Raw genomic sequence first — 5,320 nt, 5'->3', positions numbered from 1 at the left:
CGATTCACCTGTTCATCAGTCTGCTTCTCTAGTTTACAGAGTCAACTGAAACTATTACACCTTATTTAATCCACGATCCTAAGGCACAATTGGCGTGTACGACTGCGCCGACGTAAACCATCATGCAGTAGTTGTTGCTGCCATCGTGGTTCAAATGCTTGGCAAAAGTCATCTACCGCGCAAAACAGTTCTTCTAAACTGGACATAGGACTAGTGTTTGTGAGCTGATACATAGGTATTTCTCAGCTTAGCTGCTAGTCCTTTCCTTATCCCGAACTGACGTTTCTTTAGCTTGTGTTTCTATCAAAGTTTGTATTTGCTCGGCAGTCAGCCCAGGAATGCGCTTTAGTTGCTGAGTTTTGACAAATTTCCAGATTTCTAAGGCTTCTGTTGGAGTAGCTGATTGTACCAATTTACGTGCAGCCATAATTAGCTTTTCCGTAGCAATTTTGATTTTATTTTCAGGAGAATTGTCCTTAGTTCTAACCATTGAATTACTCCAAATCTATAGTCTATATCACTCCTTGTTGGCGTTAGCCAATAACTAAGACTTGATATTTTTGTAATTCAGAATAATGATAGGAACTCTACTCTAAGTATGCTATAACTAAACCTAAATTACGACCTATAGTGGAATTTTTAAGAATATGATTTAGTTAATTAGAGTAAATTTCTAGTTAGTTTATAAGTATTGCTTTTACCTAATTAAAATCAGAAAAATTTCTAGTTTTTGATTCAAAGCACGAGCAATTTTCTGGAGCATTGAAAGGGAGTATCCTTCGTAATCTGCATCTTCCAGCCGTGCGATCGCCGACTTTTTTGTACCGATGAGATCGGCTAGCCGTTGCTGTGTCAGTCCTGCCTTGATTCTGGCTTCATAGATTAGCTGTGCCACATGAGCGTTGATGGAAGCCTCTGCTATCATCTCTTGCAACTGGGGATCGGTGCGATTGATTTTCTCAATGATTTTCAGTGCGTCAGTTGTCTGAGCCATCTTCTTTCTCGAAAGCAATTGTTGGTGCTTTTTAAACTACTTTTACTCGTGCTGATTTTCGAGCTTTGGGCTTAGACTTGACCACAATTTCTACGTCTCGATCCAAAGCATTTAGGAATCGAAACAGTCGTTCGAGGGAAAAACCTGTAATTTTTCCTCGGAGCAAAGCAGAGACTTTTGGTTGGTCAATTCCTAATAGTGCTGCTGTTTCAATTTGGGTTAGTTTCTGTTTATCGATAATCTCACAGACCTGACGTACCAGTTCGGCTTTAATCAGTATTTCATCAGGGTTATGTAGATTTAGATCGGCAAAAACATTATCATTGCTTACTTGAATATCACTTTCTTGAGTCATGCTAGCAAATTAGTAGTATATTAACTTTGAACTCCCATAACATTTAAATGCATCCGGCAGATTGACATGATTTTTATTTTATTACAATAATTTACTCCGTTTGACTTGAAAGTAGGTTTTAACTATTGCCATAATTTAATTTACAGTTATTTCTATCTCTTTGAAGTAATTAGGCATTGTTTCCTTTCAATCGGAATACTACTTTTCAACCTCTGTATTTAGAATGGATGCAGATCTAGACCAAACACTCTAGCCTTAAAGTGAAGGTGAGCGCAAATGCCACTCGGTTGATTGCTCGTAAGCATAGGCAACAGCAAGCAGTTGGTCTTCTCGCAGAACATTAGCAATCAGTTGCATACCAATCGGTAGCCCGTTGAGATCGAAACCACAGGGTAAACTCAAACCTGGTAATCCTGCCAGATTGACGGGGATAGTCATTAAGTCAGTGAGATACATACTCAAGGGATCGGCTGTTTTTTCACCTGCCTGAAATGCCGTAGTGGGAGCTGTAGGACACAATAAAACATCTACCTGCTCAAAGGCACGCTCGAAGTCTTGCTTAATTAAGGTACGGACTTTTTGTGCTTGAAGATAATACGCATCGTAATATCCGGCTGATAGAGCATATGTACCAATCATAATGCGACGCTTTACCTCCGCTCCAAAGCCACTAGCGCGAGTGTTAGCGTACATTTCTAGTAGATTTTTCGCGTCTGGCGCACGCCAGCCATACTTAACACCATCGTAGCGAGCCAGATTTGCAGAAGCCTCTGAGGGTGCAATAATGTAGTAGGCAGGCAAGCCATAGCGAAAGCGAGGACAGGAAATTTCTTGAATCTCTGCACCATTATCTTGTAGTTGCTGGATGGCTTGGTGCAGGGATTGCTCTACAACTAAATCTAAGCCCTCTCCAAAAGTTTCTTGAATCAGGCATCACCGTGCCAAAACGGGAAAATTGTACGCTAAGGCTAAAACCCATATCGTATAATCGTTTCAACGATATTTATTTTCCTTAACCCGCAAAGGACGCAACTTGTCAAAACTGGTCGCTTGTTTCAAATTCCACACATAATCGCCAGTGAGATTGATATGCTCCCACCCTAAAGGTGACAAATGTTGCAAATATTCTTCGGGAATATCCATTCCCTGTTGCTTCAAATAGTCCACGGCTTTTTCTGAGTACACCGTATTCCACAGAACAATAGCAGCAATTACCAAATTTAACCCACTAGCCCGATAAAATTGGTCTTCGGGTATAGCGCTCGCGCACTTCCCCTAGCCGATTAAAAAACACGGCTCTTTTCAGGCTATGTTTCGCCTCACCCTTGTTTAGCCCCGCCGTCGCCCGTCGTCTCAATTCTGGACTCTGCAACCATTCCAGAGTAAACAAAGTCCGCTCAATCCTTCCCAACTCCCGCAAAGCTAGAGCTAAACGATTCTGCCCTTGGATAAGAAGCCAATTTCCTCAACATCAAAGAAGCTGTCACCGTTCCGGTCCGAATTGAACTAGCAAGGCGGAGAATCTCATCCCAAGAATCTTGAATCAATTTCAGATTAATCTTGTCACCTAGCAGGGGTGCTAAAACCGAATCAGGGGGACTCGGTTCAAAAGTATACAATTTCTTATCAGGTAAATCTCGCATTCGGGGGGCAAATCTAAATCCCAGCAGATGGCACATCGCAAATACATGCTCGGTGTAACCGCTTGTGTCCGTGTAATGCTCCTGGATTTGTAAATCACTCTCGTGATACAGCAAGCCATCTAAAACATAGGTCGCATCCCTAACTGTTGCATTAATCACCTTGACATGAAATGGGACATACTGGTCGGAAATATGCGTGTAAAAAATGACGCTTCTATCTTTACCGTACTTGGCATTGATCTCTTCATGAAAACTGTGATGTCCGCCTGCTTTAAAGCGCTGACCGTCAGAAGAAGATGTCGTCCCATCACCCCAATAAGCAGCAAATGGCACTTGCGTATGGAAATTTACCACCTCAGCCATTGCCTTGGAATAAGTTTCATCCCGAATATACCAATCTGCCACCCATGCTAAACGCTCAAAGGATATTCCTTGGATTGCGTCAGCCATCCGCGTTAGACCTAAATTAATGCCATCAGCAAGCAAGGCACTTAACAAAACAACTTTATCGGATACTTGTTCTCCTGAATGTAAATGCGTAAAATGTTTAGTAAATTGTGTCCAAGAATCAACTTCTACCAATAAATCAGTCAGCTTAATTCTTGGTAGTAAACCATAAACTTTTCTAGTTAATGCATCAATCTCTGGTGGGACAGCATTGGTGAGAGGAGTAATGACTAATTGTTCATTTTCTATTCTGACATCTACTAGTTTATTCTCTGCCATCAAAGAAGAAACAAGCGATAATTGTTCGGACAATTCGAGCGAGCGTTGTTCAATATAAGTAGGAAAATCTGTTGTCACTGCTACAGGAACCGTGTGAGAAGAACGCATTGACTGCCATGAGCTATCCGCTAACAGATAATCCTCAAAATCTTGAAACTGCTTCGAGCCTGCTACCCAAATATCGCCAGAACGCAAACCATTACGTAATTCAGCTAAAGCACACATCTCATAGTAGTGACGGTCAACATTGTCACCCTTAAATACGTGTTTTGACCACCGAGGTTTAACAAAACTGGTTGGAGCATATTCTGGCACGTTTCGGCGACCAGAGATATTTAATTCTTGAATCACCTCCAAGGCTTTTATCACTCTTTAGCTCGCAGGTGTAGCTTTGAATTCAAAGGTTTCCAGTAACTTTGGTGTATATCGTCGCAACTGTGAATAACGGTTGTCAAGCAGTTCAAGATAATCAAAATCTGCGGGTCTAGCTAACTTGTCTGCTTCAGCAACACTACTGATAAACTTCTCCCAAGCTAAGACTGATTCAATCGCTTGATAAGCATCTAGTGACTCATCTCTAGCTGCAATTAATGCTTGACCTACTTGAGCATACAACCGCACCTTTTCATTAATTGCTTTGCCGTCACGTTGAAACTTTTTACCATGCTGATGCTCGCTTTTATTAAACAATTTACCCATCATTTTATCGTGCATCTCTATGGCATAATCGACCAATGATGCACTCCATTCAATTAGAAAAGCAACTAAAATAGCATAGCGTCTCAATTCATCCAATCTTGATAAGTGAGCAGGTGTAGACTTTGCACCAGTTCTAGTAAATTGCAGCAGACGATTTTGGTGGACTCGTTTCAAACATCCAGAGTCGAGATTGAGATGGCGAATAAACTCTAGTCGTTCTACCACTTTTAAAAAGTTTCTAGGATTGGCAAGACAAGGTGGTTGACGCAGCCAAATTAAATCAGTCAGCTGTTTATCAGGCTCTACAACTAATAACTTATCCAGTGCTGTCTTTTGTAAGGTTGTCAAACTTTTAGTTAACTCAAGACATACTAATTTTTGAGCGCGATGTCTGACTTCCGCTTGCTAAACGTTCTACCGTAGAAATAGCTGGAATGATAATTTGACGCAAGCGCATCTCATCAATTAACGCTCCCACAAGCGCCATCCCTTTATCTGAGGAGATGGCAAAAGGTAATAACCATTTCGAGAGTTGCTTGTATGTAGATGTATGAAAAGTCCGAAATCCAAAATGATTTTGAATTTCTGCCAAATGCTCGCGTCGAGTTGTATCTCTTTGAGAATACTCTGTGATGATTGTCGGGTCAAGTTTTAATTGAGATGCAATATAAATCAGTACAGATTCCGGTACTATTTCTCCTAGACTCCAGACACGACCGGGAAAGCGCAGGTAACACAACTGTACGGCGAACCCAAGACGATTGTGCGGTCTACGACGCTCTTTAATAATTTTGAGTTCGTCATTACTAAAAGTATAGTAGCGAGGGTATTGTCAACTTAACTCGCAAGCAGGATGATGGTAGTGGCTCAAATCAGCTCGCGACTGCTTGTCCATGTACTCCC

Annotated in this window: 3 protein-coding genes and 3 pseudogenes; all 6 read right to left on the bottom strand. The window is 41.4% G+C overall.

Annotated features, from left to right (window positions below; all coding sequences use genetic code 11):
- Positions 1-80: 80 nt before the first annotated feature.
- Positions 81-206 (bottom strand): annotated as a pseudogene (locus DSM107010_RS36680) (IS982 family transposase); the annotation flags it as partial.
- A gap of 41 nt (positions 207-247) precedes the next feature.
- A complete protein-coding gene (locus DSM107010_RS36675) occupies positions 248-490 on the bottom strand; it encodes a hypothetical protein (protein ID WP_106169631.1) in 243 nt (80 codons plus the stop codon).
- A 207-nt stretch (positions 491-697) separates the two neighbouring features.
- Entirely contained in the window at positions 698-994 is a 297-nt protein-coding gene (locus DSM107010_RS36670) for a helix-turn-helix domain-containing protein (RefSeq protein WP_106169628.1), read from the bottom strand.
- A gap of 31 nt (positions 995-1,025) precedes the next feature.
- Positions 1,026-1,349, bottom strand: coding sequence for a helix-turn-helix domain-containing protein (locus DSM107010_RS36665; RefSeq protein ID WP_106169625.1), 324 nt, complete (start codon positions 1,347-1,349; stop codon positions 1,026-1,028).
- 255 nt (positions 1,350-1,604) lie between these two features.
- A pseudogene (locus DSM107010_RS36660) lies at positions 1,605-2,279 on the bottom strand (amidase family protein); the annotation flags it as partial.
- A gap of 63 nt (positions 2,280-2,342) precedes the next feature.
- Positions 2,343-5,240 (bottom strand): annotated as a pseudogene (locus tag DSM107010_RS43450) (Tn3 family transposase); the annotation flags it as partial.
- Positions 5,241-5,320 lie beyond the last annotated feature (80 nt).

The sequence above is a fragment of the Chroococcidiopsis cubana SAG 39.79 genome, assembly GCF_003991895.1.
In the GTDB taxonomy this organism is placed as follows: Bacteria; Cyanobacteriota; Cyanobacteriia; order Cyanobacteriales; family Chroococcidiopsidaceae; genus Chroococcidiopsis; species Chroococcidiopsis thermalis.
This window is presented reverse-complemented; position numbering and strand designations above follow the sequence as displayed.